Genomic DNA, 17,138 nt, shown 5'->3' with positions numbered 1-17,138 from the left:
GGATCACAACGCTGTCATTCGCAGGAGGGGACGCGGCGGTGACCGACTCGTTCACCCACCTTCACGTCCACACCGAGTTCTCGATGCTCGACGGGGCGGCGCGGGTGGGGGACGTCGTGGCGGCGGCCGCGGCCGACGGGCAGCCGGCCCTCGGCATGACCGACCACGGCAACATGTACGGCACGCTCGACTTCTACCGGGCGTGCCGGGACCACGGGATCACCCCGATCATCGGCACCGAGGCCTACATGGCCCACGACGACCGGTTCGAGCGTCCGTCGCGGCGCGGCCGCGTCGACGACTCGGGCGGTGAGGTCGACGGCGGCAAGAAGCTCTACTACCACCTGACCCTCCTCGCCGAGAACGGTGCGGGCTACAAGAACCTCATCCAACTGGCGTCCCGGGCCTTCCTCGAGGGCTACTACTACAAGCCCCGCGTCGACTGGGAGCTGCTCGAGGAGCACAGCGAGGGCGTCATCGCCACCACCGGCTGCCTCGGCGGCCACGTCCTGCAGTCGCTGATGCGGGGCGACACCGAAGGTGCCTACAAGAAGGCGGGCCGGCTCCAGGACATCTTCGGCAAGGACAACCTGTTCGTCGAGATCCAGGACCACGGCATCCCCGAGCAGCACCGCACCAACCCCCAGCTCGTCGAGATCGCTCGCCGGATCGGGGCGCCGCTGCTCGCCACCAACGACAGCCACTACACCCACCAGCACGACGCCGTGGCCCACGACGCCCTGCTGTGCGTCCAGACCGGCTCCCTGATGAGCGATCCGGACCGCTTCAAGTTCCACGGCGACCAGCACTACCTGAAGTCGGCGGCCGAGATGCGCCACCTGTTCTCGGAGATCCCCGAGTCGTGCGACAACACGCTGTGGATCGCCGAACGGTGCAACGTCGAGATCGAGTTCGGCAAGCCGCAGCTGCCGAACTTCCCGCTACCGGCAGGCTTCGAGAGCGACGACGAGTACCTCCAGCACCTCACCTTCGAGGGAGCCAAGAAGCGGTGGGGCGACCAGCTCGACGACAAGGTGGTCGAGCGCCTCGCCTACGAGCTCCAGGTCATCCGGGACATGGGGTTCTCGTCGTACTTCCTCATCACGTGGGACCTCATCCGCCACGCCCGCGACTCCGGCATCCGGGTCGGTCCCGGTCGTGGGTCGGCCGCGGGCTGCGCCGTCGCCTACTGCCTCTGGATCACCGACCTCGACCCGATCAAGTACGACCTGCTGTTCGAGCGGTTCCTCAACCCGTCCCGCATCTCGATGCCCGACATCGACATGGACTTCGACTCCCGCTACCGGGACGAGATGATCCGCTACGCGGCGCAGATGTACGGCCGCGACCACGTCGCGCAGATCGTCACCTTCTCCACGATCAAGGCCCGGGCCGCGGTGCGCGACGCGGCGCGGGTGCTCGGGTACCCCTACGCCGTGGGCGACAAGGTGGCCAAGGCCATGCCGCCGCTCATCATGGGCCGTGACACGCCGCTGTACGCCTGCCTCGAGCCGCACCCGAAGTTCGAGGACGGCTACAAGATGGCCGCCGAGCTGCGCGAGATGTACACCACCGACCCGGACATGCAGAAGGTGATCGAGGTCGCGAAGGGCCTCGAGGGCCTGCGGCGCCAGGACGGCATCCACGCCGCCGCGGTGGTGATCACCAAGGAGCCCCTCACCGAGTACCTGCCGATCCAGCGCAAGCCGGAGTCCGGCCAGGCCCCGGAGGACGCGCCGGTCGTCACCCAGTACGAGATGCACGGGGTCGAGGACCTCGGGCTGCTCAAGATGGACTTCCTCGGCCTCCGGAACCTCGACGTGATCTCCGACGCCGTCGAGCTCATCCGCACCACGCGGGGCGTCGACCTCGACATCGACTCGGTGCCGCTCGACGACGAGCCCACCTACGAGCTGCTGCGCCGAGGGGACTCGATCGGCGTGTTCCAGCTCGAGGGCGGACCGATGCGGGCCCTGATGCGCTCGCTCGCACCCACCACGTTCGAGGACGTCGCCGCCCTCGTGGCCCTGTACCGGCCGGGTCCGATGGCGGCGAACATGCACAACGACTACGCCGACCGCAAGAACGGCCGGAAGCCGATCGAGTACCTGCACCCCGACGCCGAGGAGATCCTCGCCTCCACCCAGGGGCTGATGATCTACCAGGAGTCGGTCATGCGGATCGCCCAGAAGTTCGCGGGCTACTCGCTGGCAGAGGCCGACAACCTGCGCAAGGCGTGCGGCAAGAAGATCCGCGAGCTCATCGCCAAGGAGCGCGAGAAGTTCGAGGAAGGGTGCGAGACCACCGGCTACGGCCGGGACCTCGGCAAGAAGTGGTTCGACATCATCGAGCCCTTCGCCGACTACGCCTTCAACAAGAGCCACTCCTACGGCTACGGCTTCATCGCCTACCAGACGGCCTACCTGAAGGCGAACTACCCGGTCGAGTACTTCGCGGCGCTGCTCACCTCGGTGAAGAACAACCTGGAGAAGGCGGCGGTCTACCTGGCCGAGTGCCGCCAGATGGGCGTCACGGTGCTCGTGCCCGACATCAACGTGTCGGAGTCGAACTTCACCGCGATCCCCGATCCCGACGGGGGCAAGCTGGGGTCGATCCCGTTCGGGCTGTCCGCGGTCCGCAACGTGGGCGAGGGCCTCGTCGGCCACATCGTCGCCGAGCGCGAGGCCAACGGCCCCTACGCCGACTTCTACGACTTCTGCGAGCGCGTCGACCTCTCGGTCCTCAACAAGCGCACGATCGAGTCGCTCATCAAGGCCGGCGCCTTCGACTCGGTCGGCCACCCCCGCCAGGGGCTCCTGGCGGCGTTCGAGCAGATCGTCGACACCACGGTGGCCCGTCGCCGCGAGCGCGACATGGGCGTGATGACGCTCTTCGGGGAGGTCGAGGACGGGCCGGTGTTCGACGAGCGGGCGCGGATCCCCGACCACGAGTTCGACAAGATGGCGCGGCTCGCGTTCGAGAAGGAGATGCTCGGCCTCTACGTCTCGGACCACCCGCTCATGGGCGCCGAGCACGCTCTGCGGCGCAAGACCGACTGCGCGATCGCCGACCTCCTCGACATCGACGAGGGCGCGGTGCGCACCTGCGGCGGCGTCATCACGGGCCTGCAGCGCAAGTGGACGAAGAAGGGCGACCTGATGGCCGTCCTCACGCTGGAGGACCTGCAGGGCTCGACCGAGGTCATGGTCTTCCCGAAGACGATGCAGCAGTACGGGCACCTGCTCGAGGACGACCGCATCGTTTGCATCAAGGGCCGGGTCGACAAGCGCGACGACCTGCCCAAGCTCATGGCCGTCGAGATCGAGCCGTTCGACGGGGTGACGACCGGTTCGGCGCCGCCCCTGCGGATCCGCGTCAACCCGGCGGTGCTGTCGGAGTCCCTGTCGGCCAAGCTCAAGAACCTCCTGCTCGAGCACCCAGGTGACGCCGAGGTGTTCCTCCACATGGGGGAGACGACGGTCGTCAAGCTGCCGGACCAGTTCGCCGTGTCGACCGAGAACGGTCTGGTGGGGGAGCTGCGGGTCCTGATCGGGCCCGATGCCATCCTCCTCTGAGGCGGTGCCGTCACCCGAGGACCTCGCGGTCGTCGAGGGGGGACTCGTCGCCAGCTGGTCCCGACAGGTCCGGTGGACCGGTGGGGACGCCCACCGCGTCGGCGGCCTCTTCGTGGCGCTCAGCGGCGTGCCCGATCAGACCCAGCAGGTGGCCGTGATCGAGGGCGCTCTCGACGATCCCGACGCGGCCCTCGCGGCGGCCGAGGTGCTGTTCGGCCGCCGCCGCTGGCAGCCCGCCGTGGACGTGGTCGCCGGTGCGCACCCGGAGCTCGAGGACGCCCTGCGGGGCCGCGGGTACCGGGTGGCGGTGCGACGGCCGGCGATGGTCCTGCGGGAGGGCGACCCCGTCACCACCGAGGCGCCGTCGACCGAGGTGCGCAGGGCGGCGCCGGCCGATCGGCGCGCCGTGGTCGTCGCCCAGTGCGAGGCGTTCGGCGTCAGCCGGCGGCTCGCCGAGCAGATGGTGCCGCCCGACGCCTTCGACGATCCCGGCGTCGAGGTGCTCGTGGCGCTCGGGCACCGATCCCGGGTCGTCGGCTCGGTGACGGTGCACGTGGACGGACCGATCGCCGGCATCGTCGGCGCCGGCGTCATGCGGCGGCACCGCCGTCAGGGCGCTGGCACGGCGCTCACCCTCGGCGCGCTCGAGAGCGCGGTGCGGCGTGGCGCCCACGGGGTGTGGCTCCAGGCCACCGCAGACGGCGAAGGGGTCTACCGCCGTTGCGGCTTCCGGCCCGTGGGCACCTGCGAGGTGTGGCTCGGGCCGACGCCGCGCTGAGACCGAGTTGCATCCTGCGCCCGGACACACTGGACTGTACGGGCCGCCGTCTACTGTTCTTGGGGGTCACTGCAGGGCTATGGCGATCGAGATCGAGACCAAGGACTGCACCGCCCTGAGCGATGCCGACTTCGCGGAGATGGCCGACATCTGCGCCGAGTCGTCGTCGGACCTCGGCGTCGGCATCCTCTCCAAGCAGGCCGAGGCATGGGTGCTCATCACCCTCGCCCGGGACAACGGCAAGCTCAAGGGCTTCTCGTTCAGCACGCTCGAGCGCATCGGGGGGACGCCGTGCGTGCTCGTCGGTGTGGCGTCGATCAAGCGCACGAGCAAGCGCGACACCATCCTGAAGGGCATCGTCACCGACCAGCTGCGTCGGGCGGTGCTCGCCTTCCCCGACGAGGACGTCCTCGTCGGCGCCCGCTTCGCCGACGCGTCGGCCTTCGAGGCCTACAAGCAGCTCGACGACATCGTGCCCCGCCCCGGCCACAAGGCCTCGGGCGAGGAGCGGGCGTGGGGGCGGCGGCTGGCCAAGCGCTTCGGCATCGAGAACGGCAACTACGACGACCACACCTTCATCGCCAAGGGCGACGGCGCGGTGGCGTGCGTCCTCGACCACGCCAGCCTGAAGCCGGAGAAGATCGATCCGGACGTGGCCGCCCTGTTCGAGCCACTCGACACCGAGCGTGGCGACTCGCTCATCGCCTTCGGTTGGGCGATGGCCGAGGACCTGGCCAAGCTGGCCTGAGCCGCACCGTGGAGCTCGGCGACGCCGTCCGTCGCCGGCGGATGGTGCGCAACTTCACCGACGAGCCGGTCGCACCGGAGGTCGTCGACGCCCTGCTCGACCTCGCGCGGCGCGCCCCGTCGGCCGGCAACAGCCAGGGGTGGCACTTCCTCGTGCTCGAGGGTCCGGAGCAGACGTCCCGCTTCTGGGACGTCACCCTCCCGCCGGAGCGGCGTGACGGCTTCCGCTGGCCGGGCCTGCTCCGCGCTCCGGTCATCGTGCTGCCGATGGCCGACGCCGGCGCCTACGTGGCCCGCTACGCCGAGGACGACAAGGCCCGCACCGGCCTCGGCGCGTCTGAGGACGCCTGGCCCGTCCCGTACTGGGTGGTCGACACCGCGTTCGCCACCATGACCCTGCTCCACGCGGTGGTCGACGCCGGTCTGGGTGCCCTGTTCTTCGGGATCTTCCGCGAGGAGGAGCGGCTGCTCCGCTCGCTCGGGGTGCCCGAGGGCATCCGTCCGATCGGGGCGGTCGCCATCGGCCACCCCGCCCCCGACGAGCCGGGCCGATCGGCGGCGCGGCCTCGCCGTCCCGCCGACCAGGTCGTGCACCGCGGGGGCTGGTGACCTAGGTGGCGCCCGCGGTGTCCAGCTCGGCCACGAGCTCGATGGGGTCGTCGACCGGCCGGCGGCAGGCGAAGTTCCGGCACACGTAGGCCAGGCCGTCCTCGCGGCCGGTCCACAGCGGCGATGCATCGTCCCGTTCGCCCCACGCCAGCACGGCGCGGGGACGGAAGCGCTCCCTCACGACGCCGACCAGATCGGGTCGATGGCCGGTGACGACCACCTCGATGGTGCCGGCGGTGGCGAGGTGGAGCGCGCAGAGCAGGTGCCCGAACGACGACGGGTGGTCGAGCGCCACCCGGGAGAGCAACCGGAGGATGGCGTCCGCGGCGTCGAGGTGGCGGCGCTCGCCCGTGAGCGCCCCGAGCCGCAGGAGCGCCATCGCCGCGAGGCTCTGGGCCGACGGCGTCGCGCCGTCCATGAGATCCTTCGGCCGGATCACCAGCGCCTCGGCGTCGGTGCCCGTCGTGAACACGCCTCCGTGCTCGTCGTCGCAGAACAGGTCGAGCAGGGCGTCGGCGGCCTCGGTGGCGGCGACGAGCCAGCGCCGTTCGCCGGTGAGCTCGGCCAGGCGGACGAAGGCGTCGACCAGTGCGGCGTGGTCGGCGGCGTAGGCGAGGTGCCGGGCGGCGGCCGGCCGCGTGGCGTCACCCGCCTGCCACGAGCGCATCCACCGGCCGTCGTCCCGGCGGAGGTGGGTGAGGAGGAACTCGCCGTTGGCGACCGCCGCGTCGCGCCAGTCGTCGCGCTGGAGGACGGCGGCGGCCTCGGCGAGCGTCGAGAGCATGAGGGCGTTCCACTCGGTGAGGACCTTGTCGTCGAGGCCCGGCCGCACGCGTGACTCGCGCCGCTCCCACAGCGCGCGGCGGGCTCGCTCGACCTCCGGCGGGCGCAGCAGGGCCCCGAACGTCGGTCGGTGGAGGACGTTGGTGCCCTCCCAGTTGCCGGCGTCGGTGACGCCCCACCAGGCGCGCGCCGCTGCCGCGTCGTCGCCGCAGACCTCGTCGACCTCGGCGGCGGACCAGACGTAGAACCGGCCCTCGACGCCCTCGGAGTCCGCGTCCTCGGCCGAGAAGAAGCCCCCCTCGGGGTGGCGCAGGACGGTGAGCACGTAGTCGATCGTCTCCTCGACGACGAGGCGGTGGCCGTCGTCCCCGCCCACCTGCCAGCCGTGCAGGTAGGCCCCTGCCAGCAGCGCCTGGTCGTAGAGCATCTTCTCGAAGTGGGGGACGAGCCAGCGGCGGTCGGTGGAGTAGCGGGCGAAACCGCCCCCGAGGTGGTCGTACATCCCGCCGGCGGCCATGGCGTCGAGCGTGCGCTCGACCATCGACAGGGCCTGCTGGTCGCCGGTGTCGAGGTGGATGCGCAGCAGCAGCTCGAGCGTCATCGACGGGGGGAACTTCGGCGCCGAGCCGAACCCGCCCCACTCGGCATCGAACGCCTCCACGAGGCGTGGGACCACGTCGTGCAGCGCACCACGTCCTGGCAGCGCCTCGGTGGCGGCGAGGCGCGCCCCGGTCCGGCGGATGGCGTCGGTGAGCCCCTCCGCCTGCTCGGCCAGGTCGGCTCGACGGTCCCGCCACGCGGTGCTGACCGCCTCGAGCAGATCGGTGAAGCTCGGCATGCCCTGCCGGCGCACGGGCGGGAAGTAGGTGCCGCCGTAGAACGGCCGGCCGTCGTGATCGACGAAGACCGTCATCGGCCAGCCGCCGGTGCCGGTCATCGCCTGCACGGCCTCCATGTAGATCGCGTCGACGTCGGGCCGCTCCTCCCGGTCGACCTTGACGTTGACGAACCCGTCGTTCATCACGGCCGCGGTCGCGTCGTCCTCGAACGACTCGTGAGCCATCACGTGGCACCAGTGGCAGGCCGAGTAGCCGACCGACAGCAGGATCGGCACATCTCGCTCCCGGGCCTCGGCGAACGCCTCCTCGCCCCAGGGGAACCAGTGCACCGGGTTGTCGGCGTGCTGGCGCAGGTACGGGCTGGTCTCGTCGGCGAGTCGGTTCCGGCCGCTCATCCGGTCACCGTACCGAGGGGGCGGTACTGTCCGACCGATGGACATCTCGCTCGGGGGGAAGGTCGCGCTGGTCACCGGCGCGTCGAAGGGGATCGGTCTCGCCATCGCGCAGGCCTACGCGGCGCACGGGGCGAAGGTGATGCTCTCGTCGCGGAAGCGAGACGCGCTCGACGACGCCGCGGCGACCGTCGACGGCGACGTCGACGTGTTCGAGGCCAACGCCGGCGACCCGGACGCCGCCGAGGCCGCCGTCGACGCCACGATCGAGCGCTTCGGCGGCATCGACGTCCTGGTCAACAACGCGGCCACCAACCCCTACATGGGGCGCTCGATCGACATCGACGTGCCCCGCTGGCAGAAGACCTTCGAGGTCAACCTGCGGGGCCCGCTGCTGTGGTCGCACCACGCATGGCACCGCTCGCTGAAGGACCGGCCGGGGTCGACGATCATCAACATCGCCTCGATCGGCGGGCTGAGCGTCGGCTCGTCGATCGGCATCTACAACAACACCAAGGCCGCCCTCATCCACCTGACGAAGGTGCTCGCCGTCGAGCTGGCACCCACCCGCGTCAACGCCATCGCCCCCGGCCTGGTGAAGACCGACATGGCGCGTGCGCTCTGGGAGCCCAACGAGGCCCAGCTCGGGCAGGGCACCCCGCTCGGGCGGATCGGCGAGCCGGAGGACATCGCCCACGCCGCTCTCTTCCTCGCCTCCGACATGGCCTCGTGGATCACCGGTCACACCCTCGTGGTCGACGGTGGTGCCATGGTCGCCGGTCGGGGCTGACATCATCGGGGCGATGAGCAAGCGCGTCACCCCCAAGGGCACCTCCGAGCCCGACGACCTGCCGACCCTGCGCGAGCGCAGCCCGGTGGTGTGGTGGGTGGCGGTGCTCGCCGTCGTCGGCCTGGTGGTCGGCAGCTTCGCCAGCGCCCTCCTCGTGATGCTGGCGTAGGGCGATGGCCGGGGCGGGCAGGTGCGCATCGTGCGGGGCGGAGCTCCCCGCCGGCGCGTCGTTCTGCCCGCGCTGCGGCGCGTCGGTCGGCAGCGTCCCCGTCATCCCGCTCGTCGGCGAGGGCCCTGGCGATGCGTCGTCGGGGGAGCCGTCGGAGGGCAGCAGCCGCTCGGCGCGCACCGTCGCCGGCGTGGTGCTCGGGGTGTTGGCCGTGGTGGTGGGGCTGTCGCTCTTCGCCGGCGGCGACGACGGGGCCGAGGACGATGCCGCACCCACCTCGTCGTCGACGACCTCGACCACGCGACAGCGGACGACCACCACCCGTCCACGGGCCACGACGACCACCGTGCCGGGTGAGGTGCCGCCGCTGCTCGCCGACGGCCTGACGGTCGACGGGCACGGGACCGCTGTCGTCGCCGTCACCCCGGAGGGGATCGTCGCGGTCGATCCGAGCACGGGCACGGAGGTCGTCCTCGGTGCGCCGGACCCGGAGGTGGAGGTCCGCCACCTGCAGTGGACAGGCGACGTGCTGGTCGCGTCGGGCGCCCAGCGCATCTGGTGGTGGGCGGACGACGGCTGGCGGGAGGTCGAGCTCGGCGACCGCCGGGTGGACTGGATCGACCCATCGGGAACGGTGCTCCTCGCGGGCGAGGGCCCGGTGCCCGACCTCGGCGCCGTCCGGCCGGACGGGACGCTCGAGGTCCTGGAGGCCGCCGCCGCCACCTGGGGAAGCGGCGGGGCGATCGGCATGGTCTCGGAAGGTGCTGTGTTCTCCACCTTCGACGGGATCTTCCTCGCCGGGCGCGACGGCCCTCGCCGCATCGCCAGCGGCCGGTTGCTCGACGTGGCGGGGGACGTGGTGCTCCGTCACAGCTGCGACGACACGTTCGAGTGCCGTGTGAGCCTCGGGCGGATCCGGAACGGCGAGCTGGTCGACGAGACCGTCCTCGACCCGTTGCCCGTCGCGGCGGAGCTCTGGAGCGGCAGCGCATCGCCCGACGGCAGGTCGGCCTGGGTGGCGGGCTGGGACCCGTCCGTGCCGGAGGAGCTCACCTGGGTCGGCGGTGCGGACGGTTGGGTCGACCTGCCGCTCCTCGGACCGGGACGGGAGTCGACGCAGTGGTCGGCGGACGGTCGGGCGCTGTTCTGGATCGACCAGCTCACGGCGCTCAGGGTCGCGGAGATCGGGTCGGGCGGCGAGCCGTCGGTCGTCGGCCTCGATCGGGGCAGGCTGCGCAGCGGCGACATGGGGTGGTTGGTGGCGTTCGTGCCGCTGGACGTCCTGCCGTTCGGAGGCTGAGCCGCGGTCAGAGGTCGCGGCGGACGACCTTGCCGAGCGGCGTCCGGGGGAGCGCATCGACCAGGTCGACCTCTCGGGGTGCGGCGAACGCCGGCAGCTGGCCCTTGGCGTGGTCGCGCAGCTCGGCCAGCGTCGGCGGGTCGTGCGGGTCGGCAGGGACGACGACGGCGACCACGCGATGGCCCCACTCCGGATCGGGTCGACCCACGACGGCGACCTCGGCGACCTTGGCGTGCGCGTGCAGGACCCGCTCGACCGCGGCGGGCCACACGTTCTCGCCGCCGGTGATGATGAGGTCCCCCGAGCGGCCGAACACCCGCACCAGCCCCGAGGTGGGATCGACCTCGCCGAGGTCGCCGGTGGGCAGCCAGCCGTCGTGGCTCTTCGGGTCCGTCCCGTCCCGGTAGGCCCGCAGGAGCATCGGACCGCGGATCTGCAGCTCGCCGCCGACCGCCCGCACCTCGACCCCGTCGAGGGGCACGCCGTCGTAGACCACGCCGCTGCCGGTCTCGGTCATGCCGTAGGTGGTGACGACGTTCGCCGGCAGGTCGGCCGGCGGCGCCGCGCCGCCGAGGACGATGCAGCGGAAGGCCGACGGATCGATGCGCTGGAGCGCCGTCGCCACCAGCGACACGTGGGTGGCACCACGGCGCGCCGCGTCGGCCACCAGCGACGGGTGGAACCCGTCGTGCACCTCGAACGGCGTGCCGGTGGCGATGGCCCGGGTGACGACGGAGAGACCGCCCACGTGCGCCAGCGGGAGGCAGGCCAGCCAGCGGTGGTGGGTCGGGTCGACGCCCAGTCGCGTCGACGTGGCCCGGGCCGAGGCCGCCACGGCGTCGTGGGTGAGCACCACGCCCTTCGGCTCCCCGGTGGTGCCGCTCGTCGCCATCACGAGGGCATCGCCCGGTTCGACCGGCCGACCGCCGTGCAGCTCGTCCCACTCGACGTGGCCGCGGCCGTCGACGACGACGGCGTAGGAGGGGGCCATGGCGTCGAGGAGCCGCTGCTGGGCCACATGGGGCAGGCGGGGATCGACGGGCAGCACTGCGTTGCCCATGTCCCAGGCCCGTCGCAGCTCGTCGACCCACGCGGTTCCCGCGGGTCCGATGAGGGCGACGAGGTGGTGCACGGGCCGAGCGTAGGCTCTCGCCTCGTGAAGGACTGGCTCGCGGGTGCACGCCCGCGCACGCTCCCCGCGGCCGTCGTCCCCGTGGCGGTCGGCACCGCGGCCGCAGTCGGCGTCGCGCCGATCGTCGCCTGGCGCGCGGTCGCCGCGCTCGTCGTGTCGCTCGCGCTGCAGGTCGGGGTCAACTACGCCAACGACTACAGCGACGGCGTGAGGGGCACGGACGCGGCCGGCGCCCGTGTCGGGCCGATCCGTCTGGTGGGGTCGGGGATCAAGGCGCCCGCGGCGGTGAAGCGTGCGGCGTTCCTCGCGTTCGGCGTGGCGGCGGCCGCGGGTCTGTCGCTCGCGGCGGCGGTCGGCTGGGAGCTGCTGCTCGTCGGGGTCGCCGCCATCGCCTCGGCGTGGTTCTACACCGGTGGCCCGCGTCCCTACGGGTACGCAGGGTTGGGCGAGCTGTTCGTGTTCGTCTTCTTCGGTGTGGTGGCGACCGTCGGGTCCACCTACGTCCACACCGGCGACGTCACGGGTCTGTCCGCTGCGGCGTCGGTCCCGGTCGGCCTGCTCGCCACCGCGCTTCTCGTGGTCAACAACCTGCGCGACATCCCGGGCGACACCGAGGCGGGCAAGCGGACGTTGGCGGTGCGGCTCGGTGCGCCACGGACGCGGGCGCTCTACGTCGTGCTCCTCGCAGTGCCGTTCCTCGTCGTCCCCCCGCTCGCGGCGTTCGGGCGCATCGGCGCGGTCGTGGCGCTGGCCGCCATCCCCTTCGCGCGCGTGCCGGTCACGCGGGTCCTCGAGGGTGCGGTCGGCGGTGCGCTCATCCCGGTGCTCGGCGCGACCGGACGGGTCCAGCTGATCTACGGCGCCCTGCTCGCGGTCGGCCTGTGGCTGAGCGGCTGACGAACGACGAGGAGCGCTTCCTCGCCTGGTACCGGGCGTGGTTCCCCCGTCTCGTGATCCTCCTGGTCGCGGTGACCGGGTCGCCCGCCACCGCACGGACTGCGGCGATGGACGCGATCGGCCGCGCCCAGGACCGCTGGGAGCGGGCGTCGCAGACCACGGCGGTCGACCGCTGGGTGGTCCGCGTCGCCCTGCGGCGAGCCCGCTGGCGGGTGCGGCTCCGACGGGACGACGCGGTGAACGGCTGGCGCAGGGAGGCCGATGCGTTCGAGGATCCCGCCCTCGCCCTCTGGTCGCTCCTGCGCGACGTCGGACGGGGCGAGCGCGAGGCGCGTCTGGTCAGGGCGCTCGTCGCGCAGCGGACCGTCGCCGCGCCCGATCCGGACGACGAGCTCGAGGTCCTCGCCGCGGCAGCCCGGCGGAGCGAGGCCGGGGTTGTCGTCCCGCCGGTGGCCGAGGTGCACCAGCGAACGGCGCGACGTCGCCGCTGGCGGCTCGCCGGCCTGGTGGCGGCGCTGGCCCTCGCTGTGGGGCTGCTCGTCGTGGCGCTGTCCTCAGAGCCCGCGGGCGGCGAGCCAGGGGCGCAGGACGGCGAGGAACCGGCCCGGCTGCTCCAGGTGCGCGGTGTGGCCCGCACCCTCGATGGCGGCGATCTCGACGTCGCCACCCACGGCCTCGGCCAGGCGCGTGCCGAGGGTCAGGAACTTCTCGTCGTCGGCGCCGGCGACCACCAGCACCGGCATCGAGAGCTCGCCGAGGCGGTGCCAGCTCGGCAGCTGGGTCCCCGTGCCGGCGAGGCGTAGGGACGACGCCAGGCCCGCCGCGGTGTTCTCCCGCCGTTCCTCGCGGCACGCCGCCTCGGGGGAGAGCCCGGCGAAGAGGGGCAGCGCGAGCCACTCGTCGAGGAACCGGTCGACGCCGATCTCCTCGATCCGGCGTGCCCTCGCCTCGTCGTCCTCACGACGCTGCGCCCGCTCGTCCGCGCTCTCGATGCCCGCCGTCGCCCCGACGAGGACGAGGGCGCGGACCTGCGCCGGCCGCTCGAGGGCGGCGTGGAGGGCGAAGCGGCCGCCCATCGAGTACCCGACGAACGTGGCCGGTCCGGCGGTGTCGGCCAGGGCGCGGCCGCCGTCGACCAGGTCGAGGGCGACGTCGGCCGAGCGCCCGTGACCGGGGGCGTCGAGGAGCACGAGCTCGTGGTCGGCTGCCAGGTCCTCGGCGATCGGTCCCCAGCAGCGGCGCGTCTGGGTGAACCCGTGGACGAGGGCGAGGCGCGGGCCGGTGCCGCGGCGGTCGGCGTGCAGGGCGGTCACGTCGGCGGACCATAGGCTGCCCGGCGATGAGCGACGTCCCCGAGACCACCGCGGCCACGTTCTGCGCCACCCTCGTCGACGAGTGGCACCGGTGCGGGATCACCGACGTGGTCGTGGCGCCGGGCTCGCGCTCGACGCCCCTCGCGCTGGCCGTCGCCGCCGACGATCGCCTCCGCGTGCACGTCCACCACGACGAGCGGTCGGCCGGGTTCCTCGCCCTCGGGCTCGCGCTGGTGTCCGGACGCCCCGCCCCGGTGATCACCACGAGCGGGACGGCGGCGGTCGAGCTCCACCCTGCGGTCGTCGAGGCGCACCACGCCCGGGTCCCCATGATCTGCGTCACCGCGGACCGGCCTCCCGAGCTGCGCCACGTCGGCGCCCCGCAGACCGTCGACCAGAACCGCCTCTACGGCCACGCCGTCCGCTGGTTCGTCGATCCTGGCGTGCCCGACGAGGCGTCGCGCCCCGCGTGGCGGTCGCTCGCCGCCCGCGCCGTCGCCGAGGCGACCGGTGTCCCGGCCGGTCCCGTCCAGGTCAACCTGCCGTTCCGCGATCCCCTGGTCGGGCGTCCGGGCCCGCTCCCCGCGGCACGCGACGGCGCGGCGAGCTGGCACCGGTCGCTCCGACCCGACACCCCGCTGGGCGAGGCGGCGCTGGCCGAGATCGCCGGGCGCCTGGTCGGTCGTCGTGGCGTCATCGTGGCCGGCGCGACGGGGGGAGGGCGGGGTGCCGATGCCCCGGCGGTCCACGACCTGGCCCGGGCGCTCGGCTGGCCGGTGCTCGCCGACCCCCGCTCGGGGTGTCGCACGCCGGACGGCACGACGGTCGCGCACGGCGACCTGCTCCTCCGTCACGCGCCGTTCGCCGAGGCGCACCGACCGGAGGTGGTGGTGCAGGTCGGCGAGCCGGCGGCCTCGAAGGTGCAGGGCCAGTGGCTCGCGGGGAGCGGCGCCGACCTCGTCGTGGTGGGCCGCGACGGCGCCTGGTTCGACCCTGACCGGCTCGCCGCGGTCTCGATCGTCGCCGACCCGACCCTGGTGTGCACCGATCTCGCCGAGCGGGTCCGCGCCGAGCGACACGAGGTCGACGACGCCTGGCTGGAGTCCTGGGCTGCGGCCGATGCCGCCGCCGAGGCTGCGGTAACCGCCACCCTCGCCGGGCACGAGCCGGCCACGGAGCCGGGGACGGCACGGGCCCTGGTCGGCGCCCTTCCCGACGGGTCGCAGCTCGTCGTGGCCTCGTCCATGCCGATCCGCGACGTCGAGTGGTTCGCGCCGGCACGGGCCGGGCTCGCCGTCCTCGCCAACCGGGGGGCGAACGGCATCGACGGCGTGGTCTCCACGGCGGTCGGCGCGGCCCTCGGCGCGGGCACGGCCCCGACGGCGCTCCTCATCGGCGACGTCGCCCTGCTCCACGACACCAACGGGCTCCTGGGGCTCGGGGGCCGCCCGCTCGGGGGCCCGCTGCTGCTCGTCGTCGTCGACAACGACGGGGGCGGGATCTTCTCGTTCCTGCCCCAGGCGAGGCAGCTCCCGACCGACCGCTTCGAGCAGCTGTTCGGCACGCCCCACGGCGTCGACATCGCCGCGCTCGCAGCCCTCCACGACCTGCCCGTGACGGTCGTCGAGCGGGACGCCGACCTCGCCCCGGCGCTGTCCGCAGGCCTCACGGGGACCGGCGCCCACGTCGTCGTGGTGCGCACCCGGCGGGACACCAACGTCGCGGTCCACGACGAGCTCAACGCCGCGGTGGCGAGCGCGCTGCGCCAGGACGCGGCGGGCTAGGGGCGCAGGAGGGCCGAGAGCATCGCCTGCAGCTTGCTGCGCGTCTCGGCGAGCTCGGCCTCGGGATCGGAGTCGGCGACCACACCGACCCCGGCGAAGACCCGGGCGCGGGTGCCGACGAGCTCCGCCGAGCGGATGCCGACCGCCCAGTCGCCGTTGCCCTCGGCGTCGAGCCAACCGACCGGACCGGCGTAGGCGCCGCGCTCGAGCCCCTCGAGCTCGCGGATGACCTCGAGCGCCCGGTCGGTGGGGGTGCCGCAGATGGCCGGTGTCGGGTGGAGCGCGGTGACCAGCTCGACGGCCGACGCCGCGGGGGCCGACAGCCGTCCCTCGAGGTAGGTCGCGAGGTGCTGCACGTTGGCCATGCCGAGCACGGACGGCTCGGGCTCGGCGTCGAGGTACGAGCACCAGGGGAGCAGCGCGTCGTGGATCATGTCGATGACGATCTGGTGCTCGTGGCGGTCCTTGCTCGACGCGAGCAGGCCGGCCGCGAGGCGGGCGTCGACGGCGGGGTCGGGGCTGCGAGGGGCGGTGCCCGCCATCGGACGGGAGCGGACGACGTCGCCCCGGCGGGACAGGAGCAGCTCGGGGGAGGCGCCGACCATCGCGCCGACCGAGGTGATGTAGCAGCTGGGGTAGCCGGCGCGGAGCCGTCGGAGGATCGCCGAGCGGGGGAGCGGCCGCTCGGTCTCGACGACGACCTCCCGCGCGAACACGAACTTCGTCAGCTCCCCGTCCCGCAGCCGGTCGCGCCCGTCGGCGAGAGCCGCGCACCAGTCGGCGGCCGGCCGGGCGGCGCGCACGACGATCGCGCCGGGGTCGACCTCGGACTCGGCGGGCGGGACGAGGTCGAGCCCGACGGTCGACGGGTCGGGCGCGGGCTCGTCGCGCCGTGCCGTGGTGGTGATCCAACGGGTGCCGTCCTCGGCCCGGCCGACGACCACACGCGGCACGACGAGGGTCCGTGGCTCGGCGGGATCGAACGGGAACGCGCCGAACGCCACCGGCCCGCACCCGGGCGAGCCCACCTCGTCGTCGACCTCGAACCGGTCGAACGCGTCCGATGTGGCGGCGGCCGCGGCGGCCGGGTCGAGCGGGGGCACGTCGATGCGCAGCAGCTCGCCTCGACCGGCGAGCCCCAGGCCCTCCCGCTCGAAGAGGTGGCCGTCGCCTCCGGCGAACGCCACCAGGTCGACGTCGCGGTCGAGGCGCCGCGTGCGGGCGACGTAGGGGCGCTCAGCCATCTCGCGACCCGACGAGCAGCTGCGCCGCGCCGGGCCACAGCAGCGTGCGGCCGGCATCGGCGAAGCCCGACCGCCGGAGGCCGGCCACCAGCTCGGCGGGTTCCGGCAGGTAGGCGACCGACTTCGGCAGGTAGCGGTAAGCAGCGGGATCGGAGAGCGCACCGCCGATCAGGGGCACGACCTTGCCGAAGTAGATGCCGTGGCCGAACCGCACCACGGGGTGGGACGGCTCGCCCACGTCGAGCAGCGCGATGCGGCCGCCGGGCCGCACGACCCGGGCCAGCTCGGCGAAGAAGGGCGGCAGGTCGACGAGGTTGCGGAGCGCGAACCCGCAGGTGACCCCGTCGACGGAGGCGTCGGGCACGGGGAGCCGGAGGATGTCCGCCTGCACCAGCGGCGCGCCGGTGCGGGCGTTGGCGAGCATCCCGAACGACAGGTCGACGCCGATCGGGCGCATGCCCGCCGCCTCGAGCTCGCGGCAGAAGTCGCCGGTGCCCGCGGCGAGGTCCAGCACCCGAGATCCGCTCGGGAGCGCCAGGTCGCGCAGCGCGCGCCGGCGCCAGCGCACGTCCAGTCCGAAGGTCATGATCCGGTTGACGAGGTCGTAGCGGGGGGCGATGGCGTCGAACATCGAGCGCACCGCCGCCACCTTCTCCTCGCCCTGGGGGAGGGCGCTGGGCTGGTCGGTCACGGTCGCGATGGTACGGGCCCCGGCCGACCGCTAGGGTCCCGGCGCTGCCGTGCGGTCTGGGGGATCGCCGGCACCCCTGGAGTAGGGGCCTCGTG

At 73.3% G+C, this 17,138-nt stretch carries 14 protein-coding genes; 9 read left to right on the top strand and 5 right to left on the bottom strand.

All coding sequences use genetic code 11. The features are described from left to right. The first annotated feature begins 38 nt into the window (after positions 1-38). The 4 genes from dnaE (at position 39) to GH723_RS10710 (ending at position 5,709) form a co-directional block, all read left to right on the top strand. Entirely contained in the window at positions 39-3,575 is a 3,537-nt protein-coding gene (dnaE, locus tag GH723_RS10725; RefSeq protein ID WP_153759639.1) for a DNA polymerase III subunit alpha, read from the top strand. Between the two features lie 4 nt (positions 3,576-3,579). Next, positions 3,580-4,353, top strand: a complete 774-nt coding sequence (locus GH723_RS10720) for a GNAT family N-acetyltransferase (RefSeq protein WP_229022776.1) — start codon at positions 3,580-3,582, stop codon at positions 4,351-4,353. A gap of 79 nt (positions 4,354-4,432) precedes the next feature. Beyond that, the gene (locus GH723_RS10715) at positions 4,433-5,101 is read left to right on the top strand and encodes a hypothetical protein (RefSeq protein WP_153759637.1); all 669 of its coding nucleotides are present in this window, start codon (positions 4,433-4,435) and stop codon (positions 5,099-5,101) included. A gap of 8 nt (positions 5,102-5,109) precedes the next feature. Beyond that, positions 5,110-5,709 carry a nitroreductase family protein gene (locus tag GH723_RS10710; RefSeq protein ID WP_153759636.1) on the top strand — a complete coding sequence of 200 codons (600 nt, stop codon included), beginning with the start codon at positions 5,110-5,112 and terminating at the stop codon, positions 5,707-5,709. A 1-nt stretch (position 5,710) separates the two neighbouring features. On the opposite strand, the gene GH723_RS10705 is transcribed toward GH723_RS10710, so the two are convergent. Then, positions 5,711-7,726 carry a thioredoxin domain-containing protein gene (locus tag GH723_RS10705; RefSeq protein ID WP_153759635.1) on the bottom strand — a complete coding sequence of 672 codons (2,016 nt, stop codon included), beginning with the start codon at positions 7,724-7,726 and terminating at the stop codon, positions 5,711-5,713. A gap of 37 nt (positions 7,727-7,763) precedes the next feature. On the opposite strand from GH723_RS10705, the gene GH723_RS10700 reads away from it, so the two are divergent. From GH723_RS10700 to GH723_RS10690, 3 genes are read left to right on the top strand one after another with little or no spacing between them, the layout of a single operon-like run. Continuing rightward, on the top strand, positions 7,764-8,513 hold the full coding sequence (locus tag GH723_RS10700) for an SDR family oxidoreductase (protein WP_153759634.1): 750 nt from the start codon (positions 7,764-7,766) through the stop codon (positions 8,511-8,513). A gap of 13 nt (positions 8,514-8,526) precedes the next feature. Next, complete coding sequence (locus GH723_RS10695) at positions 8,527-8,682, top strand: hypothetical protein (RefSeq protein WP_153759633.1); 156 nt, start codon at positions 8,527-8,529, stop codon at positions 8,680-8,682. A 4-nt stretch (positions 8,683-8,686) separates the two neighbouring features. Continuing rightward, positions 8,687-9,982, top strand: a complete 1,296-nt coding sequence (locus GH723_RS10690) for a zinc ribbon domain-containing protein (RefSeq protein ID WP_153759632.1) — start codon at positions 8,687-8,689, stop codon at positions 9,980-9,982. A 7-nt stretch (positions 9,983-9,989) separates the two neighbouring features. Here GH723_RS10690 and GH723_RS10685 read toward each other — a convergent pair whose 3' ends face one another. Next, positions 9,990-11,114, bottom strand: a complete 1,125-nt coding sequence (locus GH723_RS10685; RefSeq protein WP_229022775.1) for a class I adenylate-forming enzyme family protein — start codon at positions 11,112-11,114, stop codon at positions 9,990-9,992. Positions 11,115-11,138: 24 nt separating this feature from the next. Here GH723_RS10685 and GH723_RS10680 point away from each other — a divergent pair, with 24 nt between their 5' ends. Beyond that, entirely contained in the window at positions 11,139-12,011 is an 873-nt protein-coding gene (locus GH723_RS10680) for a 1,4-dihydroxy-2-naphthoate polyprenyltransferase (protein ID WP_229022774.1), read from the top strand. 554 nt (positions 12,012-12,565) lie between these two features. On the opposite strand, the gene GH723_RS10675 is transcribed toward GH723_RS10680, so the two are convergent. After that, positions 12,566-13,324 carry an alpha/beta fold hydrolase gene (locus GH723_RS10675; protein WP_153759630.1) on the bottom strand — a complete coding sequence of 253 codons (759 nt, stop codon included), beginning with the start codon at positions 13,322-13,324 and terminating at the stop codon, positions 12,566-12,568. 26 nt (positions 13,325-13,350) lie between these two features. Here GH723_RS10675 and menD point away from each other — a divergent pair, with 26 nt between their 5' ends. Next, positions 13,351-15,108, top strand: coding sequence for a 2-succinyl-5-enolpyruvyl-6-hydroxy-3-cyclohexene-1-carboxylic-acid synthase (menD, locus tag GH723_RS10670; RefSeq protein ID WP_153759629.1), 1,758 nt, complete (start codon positions 13,351-13,353; stop codon positions 15,106-15,108). On the opposite strand, the gene GH723_RS10665 is transcribed toward menD, so the two are convergent. Together GH723_RS10665 and GH723_RS10660 are read right to left on the bottom strand one after the other, a co-directional pair. Then, positions 15,105-16,352: an isochorismate synthase gene (locus GH723_RS10665; protein ID WP_195210243.1), complete on the bottom strand. Its 1,248-nt coding sequence runs from the start codon at positions 16,350-16,352 to the stop codon at positions 15,105-15,107. The two genes, menD and GH723_RS10665, sit on opposite strands and share 4 nt — an antisense overlap. Next, positions 16,345-17,043, bottom strand: coding sequence for a ubiquinone/menaquinone biosynthesis methyltransferase (locus tag GH723_RS10660; protein ID WP_229022773.1), 699 nt, complete (start codon positions 17,041-17,043; stop codon positions 16,345-16,347). The genes GH723_RS10665 and GH723_RS10660 overlap by 8 nt, the downstream gene beginning before the upstream one ends. Positions 17,044-17,138: the final 95 nt, after the last annotated feature.

It is taken from the genome of Actinomarinicola tropica (assembly GCF_009650215.1).
Classification (GTDB): Bacteria; Actinomycetota; Acidimicrobiia; order Acidimicrobiales; family SKKL01; genus Actinomarinicola; species Actinomarinicola tropica.
Note: the sequence above shows the minus strand (reverse complement) of the source record. Positions and strands in the feature narration are given on the sequence as shown.